Annotated in this window: 26 protein-coding genes; 9 read left to right on the forward strand and 17 right to left on the reverse strand. The window is 56.9% G+C overall.

The window, feature by feature from the left end; genetic code table 11:
- Window positions 1-36: 36 nt before the first annotated feature.
- A complete protein-coding gene (locus AB6B39_RS10110) occupies window positions 37-819 on the reverse strand; it encodes a thiazole synthase (RefSeq protein ID WP_284370765.1) in 783 nt (260 codons plus the stop codon).
- Complete coding sequence (thiS, locus tag AB6B39_RS10115; protein WP_284370763.1) at window positions 820-1,104, reverse strand: sulfur carrier protein ThiS; 285 nt, start codon at window positions 1,102-1,104, stop codon at window positions 820-822.
- On the opposite strand from thiS, the gene AB6B39_RS10120 reads away from it, so the two are divergent.
- The 7 genes from AB6B39_RS10120 to lexA all read left to right on the forward strand — a co-directional run bounded on the left by AB6B39_RS10120 (window position 1,091) and on the right by lexA (window position 6,484).
- Window positions 1,091-1,531 carry a type II 3-dehydroquinate dehydratase gene (locus AB6B39_RS10120; protein WP_284370761.1) on the forward strand — a complete coding sequence of 147 codons (441 nt, stop codon included), beginning with the start codon at window positions 1,091-1,093 and terminating at the stop codon, window positions 1,529-1,531. The two genes, thiS and AB6B39_RS10120, sit on opposite strands and share 14 nt — an antisense overlap.
- A gap of 20 nt (window positions 1,532-1,551) precedes the next feature.
- A complete protein-coding gene (accB, locus tag AB6B39_RS10125; RefSeq protein ID WP_284370760.1) occupies window positions 1,552-2,037 on the forward strand; it encodes an acetyl-CoA carboxylase biotin carboxyl carrier protein in 486 nt (161 codons plus the stop codon).
- Window positions 2,038-2,050: 13 nt separating this feature from the next.
- Complete coding sequence (gene accC / locus AB6B39_RS10130; protein WP_284370758.1) at window positions 2,051-3,400, forward strand: acetyl-CoA carboxylase biotin carboxylase subunit; 1,350 nt, start codon at window positions 2,051-2,053, stop codon at window positions 3,398-3,400.
- Entirely contained in the window at window positions 3,400-3,984 is a 585-nt protein-coding gene (locus AB6B39_RS10135; protein WP_348520167.1) for an anthranilate synthase component II, read from the forward strand. Before accC ends, AB6B39_RS10135 begins: the two co-directional genes overlap by 1 nt.
- Window positions 3,981-4,994: an anthranilate phosphoribosyltransferase gene (gene trpD, locus AB6B39_RS10140; RefSeq protein WP_284370754.1), complete on the forward strand. Its 1,014-nt coding sequence runs from the start codon at window positions 3,981-3,983 to the stop codon at window positions 4,992-4,994. Before AB6B39_RS10135 ends, trpD begins: the two co-directional genes overlap by 4 nt.
- Entirely contained in the window at window positions 4,991-5,770 is a 780-nt protein-coding gene (gene trpC / locus AB6B39_RS10145) for an indole-3-glycerol phosphate synthase TrpC (RefSeq protein WP_284370752.1), read from the forward strand. The genes trpD and trpC overlap by 4 nt, the downstream gene beginning before the upstream one ends.
- A gap of 72 nt (window positions 5,771-5,842) precedes the next feature.
- The gene (lexA, locus tag AB6B39_RS10150; RefSeq protein WP_284370750.1) at window positions 5,843-6,484 is read left to right on the forward strand and encodes a transcriptional repressor LexA; all 642 of its coding nucleotides are present in this window, start codon (window positions 5,843-5,845) and stop codon (window positions 6,482-6,484) included.
- A gap of 13 nt (window positions 6,485-6,497) precedes the next feature.
- Here lexA and AB6B39_RS10155 read toward each other — a convergent pair whose 3' ends face one another.
- Complete coding sequence (locus AB6B39_RS10155; protein WP_371398552.1) at window positions 6,498-8,531, reverse strand: ComEC/Rec2 family competence protein; 2,034 nt, start codon at window positions 8,529-8,531, stop codon at window positions 6,498-6,500.
- Between the two features lie 110 nt (window positions 8,532-8,641).
- Between AB6B39_RS10155 and gltX the strand changes: the two genes are divergently transcribed.
- The gene (gene gltX / locus AB6B39_RS10160; protein ID WP_284370746.1) at window positions 8,642-10,048 is read left to right on the forward strand and encodes a glutamate--tRNA ligase; all 1,407 of its coding nucleotides are present in this window, start codon (window positions 8,642-8,644) and stop codon (window positions 10,046-10,048) included.
- A 13-nt stretch (window positions 10,049-10,061) separates the two neighbouring features.
- A complete protein-coding gene (locus tag AB6B39_RS10165; RefSeq protein ID WP_284370744.1) occupies window positions 10,062-11,366 on the forward strand; it encodes a citrate synthase in 1,305 nt (434 codons plus the stop codon).
- On the opposite strand, the gene lpxB is transcribed toward AB6B39_RS10165, so the two are convergent.
- The 14 genes from lpxB to tsf all read right to left on the reverse strand — a co-directional run bounded on the left by lpxB (window position 11,363) and on the right by tsf (window position 25,083).
- Window positions 11,363-12,505: a lipid-A-disaccharide synthase gene (gene lpxB / locus AB6B39_RS10170; protein ID WP_371398553.1), complete on the reverse strand. Its 1,143-nt coding sequence runs from the start codon at window positions 12,503-12,505 to the stop codon at window positions 11,363-11,365. The genes AB6B39_RS10165 and lpxB overlap by 4 nt on opposite strands.
- Window positions 12,492-13,355, reverse strand: coding sequence for an LpxI family protein (locus AB6B39_RS10175; RefSeq protein WP_284370739.1), 864 nt, complete (start codon window positions 13,353-13,355; stop codon window positions 12,492-12,494). Before AB6B39_RS10175 ends, lpxB begins: the two co-directional genes overlap by 14 nt.
- Entirely contained in the window at window positions 13,352-14,152 is an 801-nt protein-coding gene (gene lpxA / locus AB6B39_RS10180; RefSeq protein WP_284370738.1) for an acyl-ACP--UDP-N-acetylglucosamine O-acyltransferase, read from the reverse strand. The genes AB6B39_RS10175 and lpxA overlap by 4 nt, the downstream gene beginning before the upstream one ends.
- 2 nt (window positions 14,153-14,154) lie before the next feature.
- Window positions 14,155-14,604 carry a 3-hydroxyacyl-ACP dehydratase FabZ gene (gene fabZ / locus AB6B39_RS10185; RefSeq protein ID WP_284370735.1) on the reverse strand — a complete coding sequence of 150 codons (450 nt, stop codon included), beginning with the start codon at window positions 14,602-14,604 and terminating at the stop codon, window positions 14,155-14,157.
- On the reverse strand, window positions 14,601-15,533 hold the full coding sequence (locus tag AB6B39_RS10190) for a UDP-3-O-(3-hydroxymyristoyl)glucosamine N-acyltransferase (protein WP_284370733.1): 933 nt from the start codon (window positions 15,531-15,533) through the stop codon (window positions 14,601-14,603). Before AB6B39_RS10190 ends, fabZ begins: the two co-directional genes overlap by 4 nt.
- A gap of 75 nt (window positions 15,534-15,608) precedes the next feature.
- On the reverse strand, window positions 15,609-16,193 hold the full coding sequence (locus AB6B39_RS10195) for an OmpH family outer membrane protein (RefSeq protein WP_284370731.1): 585 nt from the start codon (window positions 16,191-16,193) through the stop codon (window positions 15,609-15,611).
- 1 nt (window position 16,194) lies between these two features.
- On the reverse strand, window positions 16,195-18,747 hold the full coding sequence (bamA, locus tag AB6B39_RS10200) for an outer membrane protein assembly factor BamA (protein ID WP_284370729.1): 2,553 nt from the start codon (window positions 18,745-18,747) through the stop codon (window positions 16,195-16,197).
- A gap of 14 nt (window positions 18,748-18,761) precedes the next feature.
- Complete coding sequence (locus AB6B39_RS10205; protein ID WP_284370727.1) at window positions 18,762-19,937, reverse strand: M50 family metallopeptidase; 1,176 nt, start codon at window positions 19,935-19,937, stop codon at window positions 18,762-18,764.
- A gap of 62 nt (window positions 19,938-19,999) precedes the next feature.
- Window positions 20,000-21,172 (reverse strand): 1-deoxy-D-xylulose-5-phosphate reductoisomerase, encoded by a 1,173-nt coding sequence (locus AB6B39_RS10210; protein ID WP_371398554.1) that lies wholly within the window; start codon window positions 21,170-21,172, stop codon window positions 20,000-20,002.
- The gene (locus tag AB6B39_RS10215) at window positions 21,169-21,996 is read right to left on the reverse strand and encodes a phosphatidate cytidylyltransferase (protein ID WP_284370723.1); all 828 of its coding nucleotides are present in this window, start codon (window positions 21,994-21,996) and stop codon (window positions 21,169-21,171) included. Before AB6B39_RS10215 ends, AB6B39_RS10210 begins: the two co-directional genes overlap by 4 nt.
- The gene (gene uppS / locus AB6B39_RS10220; RefSeq protein ID WP_348520166.1) at window positions 21,996-22,715 is read right to left on the reverse strand and encodes a polyprenyl diphosphate synthase; all 720 of its coding nucleotides are present in this window, start codon (window positions 22,713-22,715) and stop codon (window positions 21,996-21,998) included. The genes AB6B39_RS10215 and uppS overlap by 1 nt, the downstream gene beginning before the upstream one ends.
- A 12-nt stretch (window positions 22,716-22,727) precedes the next feature.
- Window positions 22,728-23,282, reverse strand: a complete 555-nt coding sequence (gene frr, locus AB6B39_RS10225; protein WP_371398555.1) for a ribosome recycling factor — start codon at window positions 23,280-23,282, stop codon at window positions 22,728-22,730.
- A 43-nt stretch (window positions 23,283-23,325) separates the two neighbouring features.
- Window positions 23,326-24,042: a UMP kinase gene (gene pyrH, locus AB6B39_RS10230; RefSeq protein WP_284370720.1), complete on the reverse strand. Its 717-nt coding sequence runs from the start codon at window positions 24,040-24,042 to the stop codon at window positions 23,326-23,328.
- 123 nt (window positions 24,043-24,165) lie between these two features.
- Window positions 24,166-25,083, reverse strand: a complete 918-nt coding sequence (gene tsf, locus AB6B39_RS10235) for a translation elongation factor Ts (protein WP_284370718.1) — start codon at window positions 25,081-25,083, stop codon at window positions 24,166-24,168.
- Window positions 25,084-25,156 lie beyond the last annotated feature (73 nt).

Below are 25,156 nucleotides of genomic sequence, written 5' to 3' on the forward strand. Positions count from 1 at the left end.
TTGGTTTCAGATTGGACATGATCAAATCTGAACGGATCAGATCAGACCGGCCAGAGGCGAGCTGGGGTCGGCATAGCGTTTCTTCGGCATCCGGCCTGCCAGATAGGCTTCACGACCCGCAATCACAGCATGTTTCATGGCGCGGGCCATGCGAATCGGATCTTTCGCTTCCGCGATAGCCGTGTTCATCAGGACGCCGTCACAGCCCAGTTCCATCGCAATCGTCGCGTCCGACGCCGTTCCGACACCGGCATCGACGATGACCGGGACGGATGATTGTTCGATAATCAACCGGATATTGACGGGGTTCTGTATGCCAAGCCCGGACCCAATCGGCGCGCCCAGCGGCATGATGGCCGCCGCGCCCATATCTTCAAGCTTTCGCGTAAAGACCGGGTCGTCCGAGCAATAGACCATGACGTCGAAACCATCTTCTTTGAGGAGCTTCATGGCTCGGAGCGTCTCCTCCATATCTGGATAAAGATGTTTCGGGTCGGACAGAACCTCCAGTTTTACCAGATCCCAGCCGCCCGCCTCGCGCGCCAGCCTGAGGGTTCGCACGGCGTCTTCTCCAGTAAAGCAACCCGCCGTATTGGGTAGATAGGTCGTGTCATCCGGATCGATAAAATCAGCCAGCATCGGCGCGGATGGGTCCGACAGATTAACGCGCCGGACCGCAACAGTCACAATCTCAGCGCCGGACGCGTCGAGCGCATCGGCATTCTGCTGATAATCCGCATATTTTCCGGTCCCGATGATCAGGCGAGACATGTAGTCCCGCCCCGCAATCGTCAGGACATCTTTTTTTACAGCAGACACTTAGCCGCCTCCGATAAAGTGAATGATCTCGAGAACGTCATGGTCTTCAAGCCTCACATTGGTGAAACTCGACTTAGGAACAACGCTAAGGTTGCGTTCGATCGCAATTTTCTTTTCCGGCAATCCGAGATGCGCGATCAGCCCTGCGATGGTGAGGCCATCGGGCAAATCGTCGTGATTTTCACCATTTATGATCAGATGCATCGTCTCTGTCGCTTGTTTGACCGGGGCGCGGGCGTTAACACGCACATTCACTTGCGCAAAGACGGCGATGCCAAAAGTCATTCACATCATCAACGGCCCCAATCTCAATCTGCTCGGCACGAGAGAGCCGGAGGTCTATGGCTCGCAGACGCTTGAAGATATCGAAGCGATGGTCAGGGCCTCTGCGGGTGATGCTACCATCGTGTTTCATCAATCCAACGTCGAGGGCGAACTGGTCGTTTTCATACAGGAGGCTGGTAGGTCCGCCGACGCCATCATCCTCAATCCCGCTGCGTACACCCATAGCTCGGTCGCAATCTATGACGCCCTCAAGGCCGTCCCCATACCTGCAGTTGAAGTTCACCTTTCGCAACCCGCTGCGCGGGAGAGTTTTCGCCGTAGATCGCTTGTTTCCGAGGCCGTAACCGGCACGATTAGTGGTTTTGGTGCAAACTCTTATCTTTTAGGGCTGCAAGCGGCGCTCAAACTCGCTAAAGGGGGCGGATAATTTCGGCACGGAGACCCATCATGGCCGCCTCGAAAGGCAATAACGATCTGGAACTGATCAAGGAACTCGCCAAAGTTCTGGATCAGACCGACTTGACCGAAATCGAAATGAAGAAGGGCGACCTGAAGATCCGGGTCTCCAAGAACGGCTCCCCTAGCGCTGCACCGCAAATGATCGCGGCCAGTGCGCCAGCCCCAGTTGCCGCCGCTGCGCCTGCTCAGGCGCCGTCCGCACCTGCGCCCATGCCGGCGGTCGAGAGCAAGGATGGCCATCCCGACGCCGTGACCTCCCCGATGGTTGGCACATGCTATCTGCGCCCCTCACCAGACGCTGACGCGTTCGCAGAAATCGGCGCGCAAGTTAAAGAGGGTGATACGATCATGCTGGTCGAGGCGATGAAGACCTTCAATCCGATCACGGCCCCGAAATCCGGAAAACTCTCTGCCGTCTATGTCGAGGATGTTTCCCCCGTCGAATTCGGCGATTCCCTGTTTCTGATCGAATAGGTCCAAGGCCGTCATGATCAGCAAGGTTCTCATTGCCAATCGCGGTGAAATCGCGCTCCGGATCCACCGGGCCTGTAAGGAAATGGGTCTGTCCTCCGTAGCAATCCATTCGACAGCGGATAAGGATGCGATGCATGTTCGTCTTGCAGACGAATCCGTCTGTGTCGGTCCACCTTCCAGCACCAATAGCTATCTCAACATTCCAGCCATCATCGCGGCCTGCGAGATTACGGGCGCGGATGCCGTCCATCCGGGCTACGGCTTTCTGTCAGAGAATGCCCGTTTCGCGGAAATCGTCGAAGCGCACGGCCTGACCTTTATCGGCCCCACACCCGAACATATCCGCGTGATGGGCGACAAGATTACGGCCAAGGCAACGGTGGCTGCGGCGGGCATCCCCGTCGTGCCTGGCAGTGACGGCGAAGTGGAGGATTTCAACGCCGCAAAATCGATCGCTAAGGACATCGGCTTCCCCGTTCTGATCAAGGCCGCAGCCGGCGGCGGCGGGCGGGGCATGCGCCTTGCGAAAACCGAAGCCGATCTCGACGAAGCCTTGCGTTCAGCACAAACGGAGGCTGAAGCCGCGTTCGGCAATGGAGCGGTCTATCTGGAACGCTATCTGACCGGTCCACGTCACATCGAAATACAGGTTCTGGCCGATACGCATGGCAATGTCGTCCATCTTGGCGAACGTGATTGCTCGCTACAGCGACGCAATCAGAAAGTTCTGGAAGAAGCACCCTCTCCCGCTCTGACGCCTGAGGAGCGGGCGGAGATCGGAGAGATCACGGCCAAGGCAATCAAGGCGATCGGCTATCGCGGTGCAGGCACAGTCGAATATCTCTACGAGAATGGCGAATTCTTCTTCATCGAGATGAACACGCGCCTTCAGGTCGAGCACCCCGTCACGGAAGAAATCACTGGGATCGACCTTGTTCGCGAACAGATCCGCGTCGCATCCGGTTTGCCACTGAATTACCGGCAGGAGGACATCAAGTTCAAAGGACACTCGATCGAGTGCCGTATCAATGCCGAACATCCGTTCACCTTCGCCCCCTCGCCCGGAAAAGTCGTCGATTTCCACGCGCCCGGCGGAATGAATACACGTTTGGATTCAGGACTTTACACCGGCTACTCTGTCCCGCCACATTATGACAGTCTGGTCGGCAAGTTGATTGTCTGGGGTCACACACGCGACGGGGCCATCCTGCGGTTGCGGCGGGCACTGGGCGAGATGGTCGTGTCCGGCATAACGACCAACAAAGCCTTGCATGAGGCCCTCATCGAAGATCCGGAATTCCAGTCGGGCGATTATAACATTCACTGGCTGGAAGCGTGGCTGAAAGACCGTACCGACAGCTGATGCTGCTGGTTATCGACAATTACGACAGCTTTACCTTCAATCTCGTCCATTACGCGCAGGAGCTGGGCGCGACGACCGAGGTCGTACGCAACGACGAACTGACGGTCGACCAGGCCCTGGACGCCGGCGCTGCGGCGATCCTGCTGTCGCCGGGTCCTTGCACACCAGACGATGCCGGCATCTGTCTGGATCTGATCCGTAGGGCTCCCGACACGCTTCCTCTGCTTGGCATCTGTCTTGGTATGCAGGCCATGGGGCAGGCCTTTGGCGGCCACGTCGTACGGGCCAAGGAGATCATGCACGGCAAGACATCCCCCGTCTTTCACAATGGAATCGGCCTGTTTGACGGTCTCGACAGTCCGTTCGAAGCCACCCGTTATCATAGCCTTGCCGTCGAACGGAAAAGCCTGCCCGGAGAGCTGCGTGTGAATGGCTGGACGGATGACGGGGAAATTATGGGGCTTCATCACGCGACCCGGCCTATTCACGGACTACAATTCCACCCTGAGAGCATTGCATCAGAGAATGGTCATGCGTTGATTGCCAATTTCCTGCGTATTGCTGGTTTACACCAAGCCGTATGAGTTTCGACACCGACATCCTCAAAGGACTGAGCCGGAATGTGCGACCGAGCGAAGACCAGCTGCGAGACGCACTGACCTCCATCTTGGCTGGTGACGCGCAATCCGAACAAATTGCTGCATTGCTGCTGGGTCTCGAAATGATCGGGCTCGGCGCGCGCGAAGTCCGGATTGGAACGGAGGTCATGCGCGCCAATATGAAACCCGTGGAGATCGATGCGGACATCATCGACATTGTCGGCACCGGCGGAACGGGGCTGCATACCTTATCCATCTCTACCGCGACGGCCATTGTCTGCGCAGCGGCCGGCGCAAAAGTCGCCAAACATGGCAATCGCGCGGCCTCCTCACTGACAGGAACGGCTGACACACTGTCGGAACTGGGTGTCAATCTGGATGTCACACCTCATCGCACGGCTGATATCATTCAGTCTGTCGGCCTCGGTTTCCTCTTCGCGCCGAACCATCACCCGGCCATGCGTCACGTCGGCCCTGCCCGGAAAGCGCTTGGAATCAGAACCTTGTTCAACATGCTCGGCCCGATGAGCAACCCGGCGGGCGCGCAGCGAATGCTGCTCGGCGTCTGCGATGATAGGTGGCGACGTCCAATGGCTGAAGCCCTGCGGGATCTGGGCGCTGAACATCTCTGGGTCGTCCATGGCAGCGACGGACTCGACGAAATCACAACAACCGGCCCCACCTATGTCACGGAAGTGAAAGACGGACGCATCGCTGATTTCACGATTTCGCCTCAGAGCTACGGTTTAGAGCTAGCAACGCTGGGCAGCTTGCGTGGCGGACATCCTTCTGAAAACGCGGCGTCACTGACCGACCTTCTGGATGGCAACGCCAGCGATTACCGCGACATCGTTATCTTGAACGCTGGGGCAGCCCTGATGATTGCCGGTTTGGCGGGCGATGTCGTCAGCGGCATGGATATGGCCCGCTCAGCGATCGACAGCTTTCACGCACGCCGCATTCTGGCTGAGCTTGTGGTGGAAACGAACCGATGAGCGATGTTCCCGACATTCTGGCACGCATCGCAGCTTACAAGATCGACGAAGTGAGAGCGCTTGATCTGGACGCCATCGACCGGGCCATCGACTTGGCACCACGACCCAGAGGGTTCAAGACAGCCTTGCAAGCTGCAGCTGCTCCGGCTTTGATCTGTGAAGTCAAAAAAGCCTCGCCCAGCAAAGGGGTGATCCGGGATGATTTCGATCCTGTTTCAATTGCAGGCGCATATGAACGGGGCGGCGCGACATGCCTCTCGGTTCTGACGGACGCTCCGGGATTTCAGGGTAGCGCCGATATTTTCAGGCAGGTCCGGAACATATCTGACCTCCCTCTTTTGCGTAAGGATTTCATGATCGGAACCGAACAGGTCCGGGAATCGCGTGCGATGGGTGCGGACGCCATTCTCGTCATTCTTGCGATGACGGATGACAGGACCTCGGCTTCAATCATGGCAGAAGCCGAAGCACTCGGCATGGATGCGTTGGTCGAGACCCATGATGCGGCTGAAATGGAACGGGCCGTTGCGCTCGGGGCGACGCTTATCGGGGTCAACAACCGCGATTTACGTACATTCGAAACAAGTCTTTCAACTTTTGGCCGGGTTGCCGGGCATGCGCCCGACACAGCCCTCTTGGTCGCGGAGAGCGGTATTTTCACGGAATATGACATCGACCAGCTCACATCCGCAGGCGCGCAAGCCTTCCTGATTGGAGAAAGTCTGATGCGGCAAACCGATGTCGAATTGGCGACCCGTCGATTAAGAGGCGCATAAACCTTTCCTTGACAGAATCGGAACAAGTGTAGAACAGAGTGCAATGTTGCCTGTTTGTTCAAGGACTCCGTCATGCTGACCCAGAAACAGAAAGATCTTCTGCTCCTCATCGATACCCGTATTCGCGCGGTCGGTGTGCCACCTTCCTATGATGAAATGAAAGATGCACTCGGTCTGGCGTCGAAATCGGGAATACACAGGCTGATTACGGCTCTGGAGGAACGCGGCTTCGTGCGGCGTCTCCCCAACAAAGCTCGTGCACTGGAAGTGATCAAACTGCCGCAAGGGCTGCAAAAGGATGAGCCGCTTGCGCCCGTTGCTGCCAATGATAGCTACGAAATTCCGTTTGTCGGAAAGATTGCGGCAGGCTTACCGATTGCAGCAATCGAGGACTCCCATAATCTCATGAGCGTGCCGCCCTCAATGCTAGGTAATGGCGACCATTACGCGCTTGAGATCGAAGGCGAATCCATGACCGGCGCAGGCATCATGGACGGCGATGTCGTCGTCGTTCGCAAAACCAATACGGCCCGGAATAACGAAATCGTAGTCGCATTGGTCGATCAGGACGAAGCGACTTTGAAGCGGATCTATAAACGCGACGGTGTAGTCGAACTGATTGCGGAAAATCCGGATTATCCGACGCGCAGCTATGGACCTGACCGTGTCGAGGTTCAGGGTGTCCTTGTTGGCCTCGTCCGCAATTACAACTAAACCGTCTGCTAACTCAGCGTCTACGCCCCTTTCCCCACGGTCTGTTCCGACGGTTGGGATGGATGATCGGCACAAGGGTGAGCGTCTCCTTCATGATCAGATGAACGCCGCCGGTTCGTGACAAGACGCGCTGATCAATCAGCATAGCTTGGCATCCGCGCCTCGCCACCGGACCCGCGTCTCGATCGACCAGCACTACCAGATCACTGTCTCGACAGGCGTCAGGCACTTCTGAAGGGGCCTCGACGATCGTGACGACGTGATCCTTGTGCGTGAAACGACAAGCCAACGCATCGCAATTGGCAAAGTCATCATGGTAGTTACGCCAGGACAGTTCGGGTTCACCCGAAGCTCGTGCGAACTGCTCCCGTCCATAACGGTCAGCCCGGGCCGAGCTTGTCACCGCGAGCGTTTCGTCGATCAGGCTGACGCGCCCGCTTTTGCTGATACGCATATCGGCGCGCGGAGCCATGACCCAAAGACAGAGCGAAATGGCCATGACGCCACACCCGATGATTACGGCCCGCCGCGTTGCAAAACAGGCGAGCGCAAACCCCAGCCCGTAGGTTGCAATGGTCAGAGGCGCGCTGGCCTTCACAGTACCGACAGCGCCGGGAAGCCCGCTGACCCAGTCAGACACGCGCAGCATCATCTCGATCAACATTCCCATCAGCCAGAGCGGCAACCCGTCAAGCCCGAGCGGCATCAGGATGAGCGATATGATGCCGAGTGCCATGACGAGCGGAAACACGCTCATCGCCGCCATATTGGCAAGTAGGCCATAATTGGCGAACCGGCCGAAATGCAGGAGTGCGAAACCGCCTGTCGCGAAGCCCGCAATCAGGCTGGTACCAAACAGAGATCCATAAAACCGTTTGATCCTATCCCGAAAGGATTCGCTGCGATGGTGTGGCCGCCACCGGTCCCAAGCTCTGAAGATAACAACCATGGCAGCCACAGCGGCAAATGACATCTGAAAACCGACGCTGGTCAACGCTTCTGGTCGCAGTAGCAATGTCAGAAAGGCGGCCACAGCGACGGAACGGATACTGATCGCACGTCGATCGAGCAGGATCGCCGTAAATGCCACACTGACCATGATATAGGCACGTTGCGTTGCAACCGATGCGCCTGACAGTCCCAGATAAAGCGTAGACGCGATGATCGCGATGAAAGCGGCAATCTTCCGGACATCCCGCCCGCGAGAAAAGGGCTCGATCGCGGCCAGAGCCAGCGAGATGGTGACGAAAACACCGAACGCGACCAGACCCATATGAAGCCCGGATATGGCTAGAATATGCGCCAATCCGGACGCGCGAAGACTATCCGTCTGGTCGTCCGGAATATGATGGCGAATCCCCGTCAACAGAGCAACCTGAACTCCGGCGGTTCGATCCGGCGCGCGCGTCATGACGTGATTGGCGATCGTGTGGCGCGTGGCGTGAATGAGCCGTTGCAGTCGGGCCCTGACTGACATGTCCTCCGTGAGCCTCTGCGGGTCGGATATCGCAAAGCCTGATCCAGCCAGGCCGTCGAAAAAAGCCCGTCTCGCCGGGTCGTAGCCATTTGGCACGGCGGGTCCTGGCAGGGGACCCAGAACGGCCTCGATGGCAATATGCTCGCCGACATCAAGCGATTGCAGCACACGGCCACCCCTGATCCGCACTGCGGAGGGCATTCCCGTATCCGGCACCGGATCAATCGCCGTCAATTCGATCCGGAGACGGGAGCGACCGCCCTGCTGTTCGATGTCGGACACCCAACCGGTGACCGTGTAGCGCCTTTCGTCGAGGAGCGGATTTGTGTCGGATTGTGCGGTATGAAGGACGGACCAGGCGAGGCCAGCGCACATAAAAACAAAGCACAATATCAGTCCGGCAAACAGGTCGGGAATAAAGCGCAACAAGGCCAGACTCAGACCCAGAACGAGACCGATAACCCAGAGGGAAGGCTCCGTCGGCCAAGCGAAATAGAGGCCGATGCCAATGGCCATAGACATAACCGCCAGTTCGAAACCGATTTGCGCGGGCAGAACCGTTTTCGCCATGTCTATAAACGCAGCCGGAAACTGCAGGCGCGACCGGAATTGGCTTTCAAACGCCTCCATGTTCTTGCATAGAGCGCACCCTGCTCTAGATCGCAAGAGACGCCCTCGACATGACCCGACCCGTCCGCACCCGATTTGCGCCTTCGCCGACGGGTTTTTTGCATATTGGCGGTGCACGGACAGCTTTGTTCAATCGGTATTTTGCAGACCATGTTGGCGGCGAAATGTGTCTCCGGATCGAAGATACGGACCGCGAGCGCTCAACCGATGCAGCGACCCAAGCCATTATCGATGGTCTTGACTGGCTTGGCGTGCATCACGATGGTCCCATAATCTATCAAAGCCAGCAGCAAGACCAACATGTCGAGGCAGCAGAGGCGCTGATCAAATCCGGCGCAGCCTATCGCTGCTATCTGTGCGACGATGACGTCCAGTCACTGCGTGACACGGCCCGCGAAATTGGCGCGGCCTTCCGCTCACCCTATCGCGATGGCGACGAGGGCAGTGGCGATTACGTTGTGCGGTTCAAAGTGCCTGATGGCGTCACGATCATCGAAGACGCCGTCCAAGGACAGGTGAAATGGGACAACCGGACCTTTGACGATCTGGTTCTACTGCGCTCAGACGGCACCCCGACCTATATGCTCTCGGTCGTCGTGGATGATCATGATATGGGCATCACGCACGTCATTCGGGGCGATGATCACCTGATCAATGCCGGCCGACAGCAGCAACTCTATGATGCCTTGCAGTGGGACGCGCCGAGCTGGGCGCATGTGCCGCTTATTCATGGCCCCGACGGCAAGAAACTCTCCAAACGCCACGGCGCGTTAGGCATCGAAGCCTATCGGGAAATGGGCTATCTGCCATCCGGCCTTAGAAACTATCTCGTTAAATTGGGATGGGCCCATGGCGACAGTGAAATCTTCCTGAATGATCGGGCCATTAGTGAGGTATTCGGCCTCGATGGAATCAATTCGGCGCCCGCCCGGCTGGATTTCGACAAGATGGCTTTCATCAACGCGCAACATATTGCCGAAATGCCCGCACCGGCACTCTTGGACGCGGCAAGGCCCTTCCTGGCAGTACGTGCGGAAGCCCCTCTCACCACGCCTGTTCTCGAGCGTATCGAGAAAGCACTCCCGACTTTGCGCCCCCGATCCAAGACCTTGATCGAACTGGCCGACAACGCAGCCTATCTTTTTACCCGTAGACCACTCGAAATCACCGGTAAGACAGCGAAATCACTGCGACGGGAAGGAACTGCGACGTTGGCGCGCGCTTTGACATCCAGACTGGAATCCTTAGAAGATGAGACGTGGACGTCTGACGTCTTACATACGGCCCTGACCGATTTCGTCAGCGAGCAAAATATCGGTTTCGGCAAGATCGGAGCGCCCATTCGGGCTGCACTGACAGCCGGGTCGCCGTCACCGGATTTACACGAGGTTCTGGCGCTTTTGGGGCGTGACGAAACCTTGGGCCGAATTGAGGATGCAATGCCCCTGATGGGCTGAATTGAAGAGAGCTATGGAAAACAAAGTCAAACAAGTCGGAACATCAACGATCAGCGTCAATGGCGGTGATCCTGCCGAATTTGCCGTTCTATCCGGAACGATGGGTCAACCTGCCATCGATGTGCGCAACCTGTCCAAACAAACCGGTCATTTTACGTTCGATCCCGGTTACACATCGACCTGTTCGACCGAATCCCAGATCACCTTCATCGATGGCGGAAAAGGTCAGCTTCTCTATCGCGGCTATCCGATCGAGCAGCTCGCCGAAAAATCCACGTTCCTGGAAGTCGCCTATCTGCTCGTGAATGGCGAGTTGCCGAACAAGAAACAATTCGATTCATTCACGGCGACGATCACCAATCACACGATGCTGCACGACAAGGTCGAAAGCTTTTTCAATGGCTTCCGACGAGATTCTCATCCGATGGCCATGCTGACTGGGACGGTCGGTGCCCTGTCCGGTTTCTATCATGACGATCAACACACGACGGAAGATGAAGCCCGCAACGTCGCCATTCACCGCATCATCGCGAAGATTCCGACACTCGCAGCCCGCTGCTACAAATACCGGGTCGGACAGCCGCACATGTATCCAGACAACAGCCTGTCCTATGCTGGCAATTTCCTGCGCATGTGTTTTGCCGTTCCGGCTGAACCTTATCATGTCAATCCGGTCATCGAATCCGCGATGGACAAGATTTTCATTCTTCATGCCGACCACGAACAGAACGCGTCGACATCGACGGTGCGCTTGGCTGGATCTTCGGGTGCCAACCCCTATGCCTGCATCGCCGCCGGTATTGCCTGCCTGTGGGGCCCCAGCCATGGCGGCGCGAATGAAGCAGCGCTCAACATGTTGCGCGAAATCGGCTCGGTCGACCGCATCCCCGAATATATTGCCCGGGCCAAGGACAAGTCCGACCCGTTCCGCCTGATGGGCTTTGGTCACCGTGTCTATAAAGCCACGGACCCGCGGGCCAACGTCATGCGCAAGACGACGCACGAGGTTCTCGGAGAGCTCGGCATTACGAACCCTGTGCTCGAAGTCGCTATGGAATTGGAAAAGATCGCGACGAATGAGGACTATTTCGTCCAGCGCGGTCTTTACCCGAATGTCGATTTCTATTCCGGTATCGTTCTATCCGCTCTCGGTTTCCCGACCGACATGTTCACCGTTCTTTTCGCCCTGGCTCGGACGACAGGCTGGATCAGTCAGTGGAACGAGATGTTGGAAGATCCGAGCCAGCGTATCGGTCGGCCACGGCAGCTCTATACCGGACCGACGGAACGCGATTACGTTTCGCTCGACAACCGCTAAACCAGTAGATCAAGAACGGCGCGTGCGGCCTTGTCGGACGCGTTCTCTCCTCCAGCACCCATCTCGCGCGTTTGCTGGATCAGTCGCTTCGCGATTTCTACTCGCTGCTCATCAGTCCTGATCATGTCGAAAAGCGCCTTCGCAGGTTCAGGGCCATCGACGGCGTCCTGTATATATTCCGGCATCAGGGTTTCCCCGGCTGCAATATTGACGAGCGAGATGTGATCGGGCTTCATCAGGCGTTTCGCAATCGCATGGGTTAGAGGCGACAGTCTGTACATCACGACAGTCGGCACACCTGCAGCCGCCAGTTGTGTCGTAATCGTGCCGGAACAGGCAATGGCACCACTGAGAGCGGGCAGTACATCCAGCAAGCGGTTCTGTCCGACGGCCATGATCTGACTGCCTTTCAGCAATTCGTCGATTTCAGTACGGATATTGTCCGCAACGATACAAATGGAGCGGTGCCCCCCGGTCAACGACTGCAAGACATCATCCGCAGCCAGAATGGCGGGGGCAACCCTTTCAATTTCTGACGGACGGCTGCCGGGGAACAGGCCGATAACGGTCTCTTCCGGCGCGATGCCCAGATCAGCCCTCATGGCTTGCGCGTCGCCGCTACCATAGTCCGTATCCAGAACCGGATTGCCGACAAAGCTCTGCGGCAGACCAACCGCATCGAAATAGGGGGCATCCATCGGCTGCGTCGACAAGAGATGGTCGATATAGCGTGCGAGAACTTTGGCGCGTCCGGATCGCATTGCCCAGACTTGTGGCGCGACATATTTGATGATCTTGCCTTTGTACCCTTGTTTCTTAAGGGCTTTGGCAATCCGAACCATCAGACCCCAACTATCGATCAGAACGACCGCACGCGGATCTTCGGCCATGATGATCGCAACGGCTTCCTGAACCTTTTTCAGAACAAACGGGTAGGCTGTAAGCCCCTCTACAAACCCCAGAATTGCGAGTTCCTCGACACGCATGAGGCTCTTCTGACCGCTCGTTTCGACGGCCTCGCCTCCGATAATCGCGATGGAACATTCAGGGGAATGCTGTCTGAGCGCCTGAATGAGGCCTGCGCTCAATGCATCTCCAGACGGCTCTGCCGAAACGATGAGAAGATCAGTCGAGATCACGAACCGGACGCTTCGGCAATCCAATGACAAACAGGCCGAACTTGTCGGCCAATGCGGCCGTCTGAACCCTGTCGATGACAAAGGCCTCGCCCGCATCAGCGATGATCCCTGCCAGCCCGGCTATGGCGGCAAGCTCGACGGTCCGTGGCCCCAATGTCGGCAGATCCACGCGCTGATCCTGACCTGGCTTCAGCCGCTTGGCCAGCACGCCCTGGCGATCCGACGCAGTTCCCCTGAGTGCGGCAGGTAGACCGGCAACACGTTCCAGCATCGCGTCCGTACCTTCCTGGGCTTCGACCGCCAGAACGACGCCGTCCACGACGACAGCGCCCTGCCCGATATCGGAACGTCCAATCAGTTCCGCGACTTCCATGGCACGCTGCGCATCGGCACGATGACCTTCTGACATTGTCAGCGTGCCGAGGGGGCCATCAGCTAGCAATAATCGCGCGCAAAGCGCTTGCGGCGCAATAATTTCAAAGCCTTTCTGCTCGAAGATGCCCATCACATGCCGCAATAACACATCGTCGCCTTGCCGAGCTGCATTCAGTGTGCCGGGCAGATAGCGCATGGCCGCAAAATCAGGCTTAAAAGTCGAGAAGTCGGGACGACCAACCGTCCCTGCCAGACAGACATGAGTTACTTTTGATTTCGTGAAGAGTTTCAGGAGCTTGCCAAAGCTTGATAAAGGCATGCGAAGAGACCCCGTAAACCGTCCCGGCGGTGAATCGGACTCCACTTCAACGATCGTCAACATGCTGTCAGTTTCGGCCACGGCCTGTGCGACATGAACCGGCAAATCGCCGCCACCAGCGATCAATCCAACATGCGGGATCGACTTCGTACTCACCGCCGCATGTCCGGCAAAGTCAGGTTACGACCGCTCTGAGCCTTGATGAACTGGATAATCTCCATCACCAACGGCTCCTCGGCATAGAGTTTGGCTGCATCCTCGATACGCTCAGCAAAAGTGCCTTCATAGGCAAACAGAAGGCGGTAGGCTGCGCGCATCCGGTGAATTTGCGTCCTGTCGAAGCCCCGGCGTTTCAAGCCAATGACGTTCAGGCCTTGAAGATGGGCGGCATTCCCCATGACGAGACCATAGGGAATAACGTCATTCGTCACGAGCGCCATGCCTGCGACAAAGGCGTGATCACCAATGCGCGTATGCTGGTGGATCGCGCTGACCCCGCCCAGCGTTACATAATGACCAATCTGGACGTTTCCGCCAAGCTGCGCGTAATTGGACAGAGTGACATTGTTGCCGACCTGACATTCGTGCGCGACGTGCGAACCGACCATGAAATAGCCGTCATTGCCGATGCGTGTGACCGGTTTTCCGACATCCGTTCCGGGATGTATATTGACCATTTCCCGAAACACACAGCGTTCACCAATCTCGATGCCGACTTGACCGCCACCGCCGTGTTTGAAGTCCTGCGGTGGGTAACCCATGGAGACTTGTGGGTAGAGCGTGCAGTCCGCACCAACACGCGTATAACCATCCAGCGTCACATGGCTAACCAACTTGCATCGATCCCCTAGCGTGACGCCCTGCCCGATCGTGCAGAAGGGACCGATCTCGACATCCGCGCCCAATTCAGCCTTGGCATCGACAATTGCAGATGGGTGTATGGTGACAGACATGCCTATTCGTCAAACGTCAGCGGGCTGGCGAGGAACTCGATCGTCAGCGCACGCTGACCTTCACATTCCGCCCGACCGACGAAGCGGTAAATATTGCGGCGAACATCCTGCAGTTCCGCAAACAAGTCCAGCGTCTCGCCGGGCACGACCGGACGCCTGAACCGCGCCTTGTTAATCCCTGTAAAGGCAAGAAAAGCGCCGTCATGAACCATGCCGCCGAGCAGCCCGGTGAGCGCCCCTGTCTGCGCGACCATCTCAATCATCAAGACGCCAGGCAGAATGGGCCGATCCGGGAAATGTCCCCGAAAGACATCCCAGTCAGGTGCGACGTGAACCTGTGCATGCGTTGCGCGCCCATCGAAGGCAAGCACGCGGTCGACGAGCAGCGCGGGAGCGGAGTGTGGCAAAAGCCCGGCGACATCGTCGCGTTCCAGCGGGAGTGTGTGCGTCATTTCCGAATATCCCGTTTTGCCTTGGCAACAATACGCATATGATCTCGGATCGGCATAGCCGGAATACCGGACCAGGTCTCGCCTGCGGGAACATCATGCATGACACCTGCAAAGGCGGCCAGACGCGCGCCGGGACCGACCGTAATATGATCGGCAAGCCCGGCACTGCCGCCCATCAGCACCCCCTCGCCGATATGACATGAGCCTGAAATTCCAACCCGACCTGCCAAAGCACATCCCCGTTCCAGTACGCAGTTGTGGGCGATCTGGACTAGATTGTCGATCTGGCAATCATCGCCGATCACCGTATCGCCTAACTGGCCACGATCGATGCAGGTGTTGGAACCGATTCGGACATTCCGGCCAATCAGCACGCGCCCCACATGTGGAACTGACATTATCGCGCCATCCGGTCCTGTAACCACACCAAAGCCGGTCCCACCGATGACGGTACATGCACCGATATGTGTGTCATCGCCGATGATGGCATTCGTAATAACCGAATTCGGGCCAATCGATACATTAGATCCAATGACGACCCCCGGACCGATGATCGTCGAGGGGTGGATATGGCTATCCTGTGCGATCTCGGCAGGCCGCTTCGCCGCTTTAACCAGAATATCCGTGGCACGGGCCAATTGATATTTGGGGGCCTTGCAGATCAGCGGGACGATGTTCCGCTCCGCCACAGCGTCTGCTAAGGCATCAGTGACGAAACAGGCCGAGGCTTTCGCGGTTTCTAGCGTTGGAGAATGCTTCCGGCTTTCGAGAAATGCCAACGAGCCCGCCTGTGATGTCACAAGCGGCGCCGGTTCGAAAATACGGGTTTCGGCGAGAGAGCCTTCGGGTGCAGCAAGATCAAGTCGCGCGCAGAGATCGGACACTGACAGCCCGCCCTCGATCAGTTCATAGAAACGCGTATCGATCATATCGAACGAATAAGGGGCGGATAACCGCCCCTCAAAACACGTCCCGTGTCAGCACGTAACGCGTATCGCGATATCTCAGGATCCTGTGCGATCAACTGGGATGCGCTCCCGGACGACAGGAACGGTCGTCATTTCCGCATTCAGACGGGAAAGGACTGTCGCCGTGATGTCGGCCGGTTCGCCATAGATCACCAGCTGCTTTTCCAGAACAACATCGGCATTCCGCTCTCTGGCGATTTGATCGATAATCGTCTTCATTTTGGCCGAGACGAGCTGACGCGCTTTGGCCTCTGTCATCTGGAGCTCGCGCTGAGCAACAGCCGTGTCCTGACGCAATTTCAGAGCGCTTTTCTGGAAGGTCTGAAGTTGAGACACCAAGGCGGCGTCCTGACGGATTTGCGCTTCGGACTTACCGTCCGTCTGCAGTTCCAGATTTTTCTTCTGTGACTCGAGCGGAGTCGCCTGTGCGCTCAGCTGCGCGCCTGTGCTTTTCGCCATGGTTTCGACCTGACGGGCAATATGCTGCCCGACCGCGCTATCATTATAAGCCTTGGTCGTATCGACGACGAGGATTGTGCTCTGCGCGAAGGCGGCTGCGCTGGTGACCATGGCAATGGCCCCGCCAATGGCGACGCGGCGAAGGGTTGTCAATGTAAGCATGCTAGAACCTCGTACGGGTTGTGAACTGGAACGACTGTCTGTCGTCGAAAGGTTGTTTGACGATCGGCTGCGCGAAATCGAAGCGGATCGGGCCAAACGGGCTCTCCCAAAAGATGCTGGCTCCCGCCGTTACGCGTGGGTCGAGCGTGTCGACCGTGCGCTGGCAGATAACCCCCGCCGCCGTCACGCCGTCGCAGCTGGCACCAGCTGTCAGGCCCGAAGCACCGGGATCCGTTATAATGTTATACTGGAAACTCTCATCCAGTAGGCCGACTGTGCCAGCTTCGATGAAGAATGAACCGAGAAGCTGGGGTAATCCAACAGGAAAACTCACCTCAGCCGCAGCCAGTCCGAACAAATTGCCGCCCTGAGCTTGCGCGCGGCCGTCAAAGCCACCCGCAGCGGTCGGAATGAGCGTCGAACCTGTCTCCGCCACATAATTGACCACGCGCGGACCGATACCGGCATTATCGAAGCCGCGGAAATCGAAGTTGCCCTTGAAATACCGGTCATTAATCTGAACGGGGTCACCACCCCAGCCGCGGATATAGCCCCCTGAAAGCGAGGCCGACGCGATAACACCTGGGAACAGGCCTTTATAATAGTTACCGCGGACATCCGTGCGAAGGTAGCGGACATCGCCGCCAATACCGGCGACATCCTGGCTGAATCGCGCATCGAAACCACCGGTGGGCGTAATCGGATCATTCCGCCGATCCCATCCGAACGTGTAGCCGAATATGGATGACAGACGCCCGCCAACCTGCTGACAGAGCGACAAAAGCTGTGTGCTCTGGGCGGACAACTGACCGGTCTGCGAGGCCTGTAGCACCTGATCACACTGATTTTCTTGAGGAAACTCGATCGATTCCGATCGTAACGAATAACGCGCAGACAGACTTGTGTTCTGAGTCAGTGGGAAAGCCAAACTGACCTGACCACCCGTCCGCGTCGAGCGGAAACCGGCTTCGTCCAGGAAGTCGATAACAACATCGAAGAGCTCGATGCTGCCTGCAAGATTTCGTCCGAGAAAGCGTGGTTCCGTAAAGCGCAAATCGATTTCGCGGCGGTTCGATGAAGCTCGGATGACCGCACGCAGCAACTGTCCACGACCGCGCAGGTTACGCTGCGTAATGGACAGGTCGACCAAGAATGCATCTGCAGAGGAGAAACCGGCAGAGAAAGACAGTTCACCCGTAGGTTGCTCTGTCACGCGGACTTCGACAACGGCACGGTCAGGCGACGATCCCTGGCTTTCTTCGATTTCGACTTCTTCAAAGAAGCGAAGCGCCCGAACACGATTGCGCGACCGATCCAGCAGGATCCTATTGAACGCATCGCCTTCGACCAGTTCGAGCTCGCGACGGATGACGTAGTCCAGTGTCGTCGTGTTGCCGACAATATCGATCCGCTCGATGTAGACGCGCGGCCCCTCAACGACGTTGAAGACGAGATCGACCGTCTTCGTCTCGCGATCTAGACGAAGATCCTGTTGAATATCGACGAAGGCGTAACCACTAGTTCCGGCTGCAAAATTGAGATTGTCGATCGCATTCTCGATTTGCGAGGAGTTATAGACTTCCCCCTCCTCGATATTGACAAGTCTTTCTAGGAAGTCCTTATTCAGCGCCTCCAGCTCCGTTTCAACGCTGATATCCCCCCAACGATACTCGCCGCCTTCATCTAGCGTAAAGGTGATGTAGAAATCTTCCTGATCGGGGGTTAGCTCCGCGACTGCGGACACGACGCGGAAATCCGCGAAGCCCCGATTGGTATAGAAGGTGCGCAACTGCTCACGGTCGAATTCGAGCCGGGCTGGATCGTAATTATCGTTCGAGTCGAAGAACTTGTACCAGCTTGATTCCGACGTCGCGATTTCCTTACGAAGCTTACGGTCTGAAAATTCAGTGTTGCCAATAAAATTGATGCTCTTGACGCCGGTGACCGGGCCTTCGGAAATCTCGAAGATCAGATCGACCCGGTTCTGAGGCTGCTCGACAACCTTCGGCTCGACTGTGGCGCCAAAACGACCAGACTGCCGATACAGTTCGATGATACGCTGAACATCTTCCTGGACCTGCGCACGCGTGAAGAGAGAGCGTGGTTCCGCGCTGATTTCATCATTGATCTTGTCACTCTTCAGAGAGCGGTTTCCCTCGAAGACAACGCGGTTGATGATAGGATTTTCAATGACCTGGATCAGAACGTTTCCGTCACGCGGATCGATCAGCACGTCTGCAAACAGGCCTGTCGAATACAGAGTTTTCAGGCTCAAATCGATGCGTTCTTCGGAATAGGGATCGCCCGGGGAGAACAGCAGATAAGAGGCGACCGTATTGGCTTCGACGCGCTGATTGCCCGTGACCTGAATACTGCGGATACGCGTCGGGGGTTGATAGGCTGGAGCCGTCTCAGGCGCAGCGGCAGCAGCATCCTGTCGGGCTGATGCCGCGCCTGGAAGCGCCAATGCGCCCAAGATAGCCAGCACAAACAACAGCGACGCGCAGTGCGACGACAAGGTGCGCAATTCCGTCCGTATGTGGAGAGGTCCCATTCGCGGCAGTCCGGTTACAAGCTTCTGAAATAGCCGATATCGTTAATGGTAAGAACGACAAAAAGCGCAAGTAACACAGCCATTCCCACCCTGAAACCGAGCTCCTGCTTTTTTTGGCTCAACGGTTTCCCGGCGACCGCTTCATACGCGTAGAACATCAGATGTCCACCGTCGAGCATAGGGATCGGGATTAAATTCGCGAAACCCAAGGCAACGGAGATCGCTGCTGCCAGCTGCAACATACGAAATGTGAAGGCCTTGACCTTGTCGCTGACCGGTATTTCGGTTCGCGCGACATCAACAGTCGACTTGCCGACCATCGTGGCAATACGCCCAACGCTACCAAGCTGCTTACCATCTTCTTTCCCGTTGAAAATCCGACCAATATAGTGGCCCGTCGCGCTGATCGTATTACCGACCTGCTGCGTTCCGAACATTAGGGCCGTAACGGGATTATATGTGCGCGTCTCCATCTCCGCGTCCGGCGACAGGCCGACGCCAAACTTGCCGCGCGTCATTCGGCCACCGATGAAATCCTTGTCCTCTATCATACGAGGAACGACGATTATCGTTTCCAGACGGCCACCCCGCTCAATAACCGTCTCGATTGGAGTATTCCCGCGCAGCTGAATATGTCGCGCCATATCCACCCAGTCAGAGATGTCTCGCCCGTCCATTGCGACAATCTTGTCGCCCGGCAATATTCCGGCCTGCGCGGCCGCGCTCTCGGCCTCGACTTCGCCGATAAGGGCTTCCGGATGGGTCGTACCGACCCACATTACGGCAATCGCGAACAGAATGGCCGCCAGAATGAAATTTGCGATCGGGCCGGCGAGAACGACGAGAGCACGCTGCCAGACAGGACGGAAGTGGAAAATATCGCTCACATCGCCATGATCAGCCCGGATCTGCTCCAGTGCCGCCTGATCAGGGTTGGAAGCCGCTCCGGCATCGCCTGCAAACTTTACATAGCCACCCAGAGGAATGCGCGAAATCATCCAGTTGGTGCCGGAAGATTTGGAACGACGCTGCCAGATGGCCTTGCCGAAACCGATAGAAAACCGTTCGACCTTCATTCCAAAGGCACGGGCCACGCTATAGTGGCCGAGCTCATGAAAGAAGACCAATGCAGAGATCACGACAAAGAAGGCGATCGCGGCAAGGAAGAGATATAAAAGTTCGGCGAGCACGGGGTCCTGACACTGGCGGCCCGATTCCGGGTCTGTCAGGCGATTAGCGCATTAGAAGGCGCTTACAAGTTTACAATATGCTCATTTGCAGCAGCGCGCGCCAGGCCATCAAAATGCATAACTGACTGCATGGCACCCGAGCTGCAGGCGAAATCGCTCTCTGCACTCAATTTTTCCAACGCCAGTTCGCAAGTCTTCGCAATGTCGAGAAACGCGATACGACCCTGTAGAAAAGCTTCGACAGCCACTTCATTCGCTGCGTTAAGGACACACGCCGCCTGCCCGCCAGCTTCCAGTGCTTCACGTGCCAGGCGCAACGCCGGGAACCGGACCAGGTCCGGCTTGAAGAATGTCAGCGCCCCAAGTTCAGGGAAGTTCAGCGGCGCGACCGGTGTTTCCATCCGGTTGGGCCAGCCCAGCGCATAGGCAATCGGCGTGCGCATATCGGGCGACCCCATCTGGGACAGGACGGAACCGTCAACATATTCGACCATGGAATGGATCACGGATTGCGGGTGGATCACGACATCGATTTCATGTGACGGACGGTCGAACAGCCAGGCCGCTTCGATCAATTCCAGCCCTTTATTCATCAACGTCGCGGAATTGATGCTGATCTTCGACCCCATCGACCAGACGGGGTGCGCCAGCGCATCTTCCCGTGTGACACGCTGCAGATCATCCAGCGACGTCTCCCGGAAAGGGCCGCCCGAAGCCGTGAGAATCAGCCTGCGTACGCCTGCTGGCCGGTCACGATCCAGGACCTGGAAGATGGCGTTATGCTCGGAATCGACCGGCAATAGCGTCGTCTTGTGACGCTTCACGGCAGTCATGAAGGTCGCGCCCGCACAGACAAGACATTCCTTATTAGCGAGGGCAACGGTATTGCCTTGGGACACCGCAGCCAATGTTGGGGGGAGTCCGGCTGCACCGACGATCGCGGCCATCGTGATGTCAACGGGCCGTTCCGCCATTTCGGTGACACCGTCGGGTCCTGAAAGAATGTCGATATCATGGCCCGACAGAGCGGACTTCAGCTCTGCAGCGCAGGTCTCATCGGCAATTGCCACACAATCGGCGTCGAACTGGATAGCCTGTCTGGCAAGACGCGAGACATTCCGATTGGCCGAAAGGCCGACCACCTTGAACTCACCGGGCTGAGCGCGTTCCAGCAGATCAAGCGTGCTGAGACCGATCGACCCGGTCGATCCTAATACCGAAATACGCCGCGTCATGCGATGGGCCAGCTATCGCCGATCAACATGAACAACAGGGCTCCGCCGACGACGGCCAGCATCAAACTGTCCAGTCGGTCGAGCAATCCGCCATGTCCAGGCAGCAGTGTACCGGTGTCCTTAATGCCGACACGGCGTTTGACGGTGCTCTCGAGAAGATCCCCGACCACGGAAAAAACGACGATCGGCACGGCCAGCAGAACAGACAGTGATATTGGCAGGCCGATGAAAAGCCCAGCTATGACAGCCACGACGGACGCGAAGATCAGTCCACACACGACCCCTGACCAAGTTTTGTTCGGTGACAATTTAGGTGCCAGCTTGGGCCCACCAATGGATGAGCCTCCGAAATAGGCTCCGACATCGGCCGCAATTACGATGACGATGATGAAGATGAGTTGCGTAAAACCGCGCGTATCAAAGCCGACATCTGAGCCCCGCAATAGGATCAGCAGCACCGCTGGCAAAATCACATAGGGCAGTCCGATAGCTGTCCAGCCGGTCCCTCCGCGTGGCAATCGTTCCGCCACGGCGAAGAAGGTCGCCACGCACAGAGCTGCAATCGCCCAGACCGGCAGACCCTGCACGGCATAGACAAGCGAGACGACCAATCCGATCATGGCGATCGATTGGCCGATCAGACCCGCATCCGGATCCGTCATCCGCATCCACTCATACATGATCCTGACAGCAATTAGCGCAACCAGAAGAGCCCAGACAAACCCGCCAATATAGAAGGGCGCGATACATATCAGGACAAGAACGATGGCTGTGAGCAATCGCGGACCAAGATTTTTCCAGCGTGTCCCGGGGACCTCGACCATCAGGCGACTTCCGACGTATCAGCCGCTCCGAAGCGGCGCTCGCGATGTGTATACTCTGTCAGGGCATCGATTAGATCAGACCGTTGGAAATCAGGCCACAACACATCTGTAAATACGAACTCCGCATAAGCGGCCTGCCAGAGCAGAAAATTCGAAATCCTTCGCTCCCCGCTTGTGCGTATGACGAGATCCGGATCAGGTTGGCCTGCCGTATCGAAGAACGCCCCGAACCCGGCTTCGTCCATGGTCGACATATCGGCCCCTGAAGCGACCGCCTTCGCGGCGGCTCTCAGCAGTTCGTCACGTCCACCATAATTGAATGCGATGTTGAGATTGAAATCCGAATTGGTCGCCGTCTGCGACTCAGCCATATCGATGAGGCGGAGAACGTCAGCCTTCAGGCCCTGCCGGGTGCCAAGAATGCGTATCCGGACGCCTTCATCCGCAAGCCGTTTCAGATCCGCCTCAATATATTCGCGCATCAGCGCCATCAACGCTGCAATCTCCGCCTTGGGTCGTGTCCAGTTTTCTGTTGAAAAACTGTAGAGTGTCAGATGCTTGATACCGATTTCTGATGCATCTTCGACAATTCGCCGTACGGTTTCCACGCCTGCGCGGTGACCAAAGCTGCGCGGACGGCGGCGGGCCTGCGCCCAGCGCCCATTGCCATCCATGATGATGGCGACATGATCTGGAATGGCCCCTCGATATGCAGATATTCCGACGATGATCTAGACCTGCATGATCTCTTCGGATTTGTGGGCCAGCGCGTCGTCGATCTTTCCGACAACCTCATCCGTTGCAGACTGCACATCTTTTTCATGTGCCTTCTGCTCATTCTCGCTCATTTCGCCGTCCTTTTCGAGGCGCTTGAGCGTGTTCATCGCGTCGCGTCGGACGTTGCGAACGGCAATCTTGGCATTCTCCGAATATGTTCCCGCTACTTTGGCCAAGTCCCGTCGACGCTCCTCTGTCAGGGGCGGCATGGGAATGCGAAGGGTCGTGCCGTCGACAACAGGATTCAGGCCTAGCGAGCTTTGGCGCAGCGCCTTTTCGACAGGGCCAACCATGGTTTTGTCCCAGACAGATACGGTCAGCATGCGGGGTTCCGGAACGGAAACGGACCCGATCTGGTTAAGCGGCATTTCCGAGCCATAGGCAGACACAACGACACCGTCGAGCAGAGCCGCATTGGCCCGTCCTGTACGCAGACCGCCAAACTCCTTGCGCAGTGAGTTGAGCGCGCCATCCATCCGCTTCCGGTAATCTGATAGCTTAAATGTCATTACGCCGCTCCTTTACTGTCTAGTGGCATTCATCATGGCCAAATCAAGCCTTTATCTGGGTCGATGTTCCCTCACCGGCCATAACCGCATCAAGACCACCCAGTTCGTGAATTGAAAAGACGATAATTGGAATATCGTTTTCCCGCATCAATGTGACTGCCGATGCATCCATGACCTTCAGATCATCGGTCAGAACCTTATGATAGGACAGCGTTTCATAGCGCTTGGCATCAGGGTTCGTCTTCGGGTCTGAATCATAGACGCCGTCAACCTGTGTTCCTTTCAGCAAGGCATCGCAATCCATCTCCGCAGCGCGGAGCGCAGCGGCCGTATCTGTTGTAAAATAGGGATTGCCGGTTCCAGCTGCAAATATGACGACTCGGCCCTTTTCCATATGACGCACGGCCTTCCGGCGAATATAGCTTTCGCAGACGGTTTGCATCGGAATGGCCGACTGAACGCGTGTGTCCACGCCCATCTGTTCGAGCGCACTTTGCATGGCAAGCGCATTCATGACCGTCGCCAGCATGCCCATATAATCTGCCGTAGACCGCTCGATCCCTGTCGCTTGAGCCGATAAGCCCCGGAAAATATTCCCCGCACCGATCACCAAAGCGATCTGTAACCCTTTATCATTGGCAGCGGCCACTTCGCCCGCAATCCGCTTCACCGTATCCGTATCGATACCGTAATCCTGATCGCCCATCAGCGCTTCGCCTGATATCTTCAACAAGACACGCTTATATTTGTAAGTCGACATAAGGTCCTCTGGCGAAGAATTTTCGCGGCTCTATCCCACACCGTCGGCATATCCAAGCCGCAGTCACAAAAAAGCCCGCCCCGATCTAAACCGGGACGGGCGAAATGCCATGAACGAGGGCAATTAGCCTGCGACGGCTGCTGCGACCTCTTCGGCGAAGTTCTCTTCTTTCTTCTCGATCCCTTCACCGACGGCCATACGGACAAAGCCAGCCAGCTTGATGTCAGCGCCGAGCGTCTTGCTTTCATCGGCGAGAACGGTTTCGATCGTGCGTTCGCCATCCATGACGAAGACTTGCGTTGCCAGCACGCTTTCCTTGAAGAATTTCTGCATGCGACCTTCGACCATCTTGTCGACAATCGCTTCCGGCTTACCAGATTCCAAGGCCTCGGCTTTCAGCATCTCGCGTTCTTTCGAGACAATCGCGGCATCAAGATCTTCGACCGTATTGGCCAGAGGCGCGGTCGCGGCGACATGCATGGCAATCTTTTTAGCCAGTTCGCCGAGAGCCGCCTTATCGCCTGAGGATTCAAGCGCGACCAGAACGCCGATCTTACCCATATCGGTCGCAACCGCGTTGTGAATGTAGCTGGACACGACGCCTTCCGACACGCTGAGCGACTCCATCCGGCGGAACGACATGTTCTCACCGATCTTGCCGACCAGCTCTGTCAGATACTCCTTGACCGACTTGCCACCTTCCAGCTCGGCATCTGCCAGAGCATCGGAACTATCCATATCAAGCCCGCGCTGCGCGATCTTGGCGACAGCAGCCTGGAAGATTTCGTTACGAGCAACAAAGTCCGTCTCGGAATTGACTTCGACGGCAACGCCCTTGTTTCCATCCGTCGCAACCGCGACCAGACCTTCGGCAGCGACGCGAGAGGCTTTCTTGTCCGCTTTCGCGATACCTTTCTTGCGAAGCCAGTCGATTGCGGCTTCGATGTCGCCATCGTTCTCGTTCAGGGCTTTTTTACAGTCCATCATACCTGCGCCTGTCTTGTCGCGCAGCTCTTTGACCATTGCGGCAGTGATCGCCATGGGTCTCTCCATCAGTCGATACTGCGGCCATATCGGCACACAGTTGTTTATAAGGGGGTTCGCGCCGCAGATA

The sequence above is a fragment of the Algimonas porphyrae genome (assembly GCF_041429795.1).
GTDB lineage: Bacteria > Pseudomonadota > Alphaproteobacteria > Caulobacterales > Maricaulaceae > Litorimonas > Litorimonas porphyrae.